Below are 1,569 nucleotides of genomic sequence, written 5' to 3' on the forward strand. Positions count from 1 at the left end.
TAAAAAAGTGTCTTCGACACTTCAACTCCCCTGCCCCTCACTCATGAGGGGTAAGGGGTTTCTTTTTTATTAATAATCATTCATAATAGTCTCATGAGTAATGTATTACAGGATATTTTCAAAGACCATTATGAAGAAATGCTTTATATTTTACATCCACGCAAATCCGTCATCGAAAATGTTGACCGCATGATTAATTGCGGTGATCCTTCTTTTGGTGGTGCAATGTATGGTTGTTCTAAATGTGGTACTTTCAAATTCGTTCCTTTCCGATGCCATAGTCGTTTCTGTCCTATCTGTGGAACCAAGTACTCCATTGACCGCACTACCTCTATGTCTTTTAAGATAATCAATGCACAACACCGGCACTGTGTTTTCACCATTGATTCTGAACTCAGACATTTCTTTTTAGAAAACCGAAAACTCCTCGGTCTTCTTTTTGATGCTGTTCAAAGTGTTATTTTCCGGGCTTTCTATAAAGATAATAAGTCTGAATGTTTTACTCCCGGATTTATTCTTGTTCTCCACACTTTTGGTCGTGACTTAAAATGGAATCCTCACATCCATTGTCTTGTCTCTGAAGGTGGTATTGGCAACTCCGGTCTCTGGCGCTCCAAAAAGCATTTCAACTATACCTTTCTTCGTAATGCATTTCGTACCGCACTTCTTGATCTTATGGAAAAGGAACTTGGTGTTTCCTTCAAGAAAGTGAAAGCGCGTTGTTACCAGGAACACAAACATGGCTTCTATGTCTATGCCAAACCAAACAAATGCAACCCTAAAATCGTCACCAAATACATTGGCCGTTATCTTGGTCGTCCAGTCATCGCAACCTCACGTATAGATCATTACGATGGCGAAACTGTCACCTTTCACTATAACCGGCACGAAGACAACCGGCTTATTACCGAATCTGTTCCTGTTATGCAATTCATTCAGCGGTTGATCCAACACATCCCTGAAAAACATTTCAAGCAGATCCGATACTATGGTCTATATGCTGGAAATCATAAAAATGATTCCAAACTAAATCTTGCCATTGCAAAAGAAAAACGAAAGATATTTCTTTCCTTCAACCGCTGGCGCGACTGTATTTTACATTCCTTCGGATATGATCCTCTTAAATGTCCATGCTGCGGTGAGACCATGACTTTTCTTGACCTTTATTATAATCATCAGCATATTTCTCTGAATGAAATGTACGAAAGGACAATGCACAGATTTCATGCACACTCATCTGCCTGACCACTGTTCATGTTTCTCCGTCTGTGATAGAATAATTTAAAGATCGGAGGTACAAAACTATGTCAAAACATTCAGATGAAATCAGAAATAAATATATAAAAAATCCACCAGAAGGCATGACCGCTGATGACATCCGTCACATGGGTGAGGATGATTTGCTTGATATGGATTACTTTTTAAACGAAGACGATGTGTTTGATGAAGATTTTCCCGGTGCTGAAGGTTTTTATATCTTCTAAAAACTTATCGTTTATTTGCTATGCCCGCCTCTGTGCGGGCTACTTTTATATCAAGAGTTCTCCAAAGGAGAACTTTCCTATAAAG

2 protein-coding genes are annotated in these 1,569 nt (G+C 39.1%); both read left to right on the forward strand.

Annotated features, from left to right (window positions below; translation table 11 throughout):
• Positions 1–93 precede the first annotated feature (93 nt).
• Positions 94–1,245 carry an IS91 family transposase gene (locus LG34_RS16060; RefSeq protein WP_109216978.1) on the forward strand — a complete coding sequence of 384 codons (1,152 nt, stop codon included), beginning with the start codon at positions 94–96 and terminating at the stop codon, positions 1,243–1,245.
• Positions 1,246–1,304: 59 nt separating this feature from the next.
• Positions 1,305–1,484 carry a hypothetical protein gene (locus tag LG34_RS16065; RefSeq protein WP_109216979.1) on the forward strand — a complete coding sequence of 60 codons (180 nt, stop codon included), beginning with the start codon at positions 1,305–1,307 and terminating at the stop codon, positions 1,482–1,484.
• Positions 1,485–1,569: the final 85 nt, after the last annotated feature.

Source organism: Eubacterium ramulus (assembly GCF_003122485.1).
Taxonomy (GTDB): domain Bacteria; phylum Bacillota; class Clostridia; order Lachnospirales; family Lachnospiraceae; genus Eubacterium_I; species Eubacterium_I ramulus_A.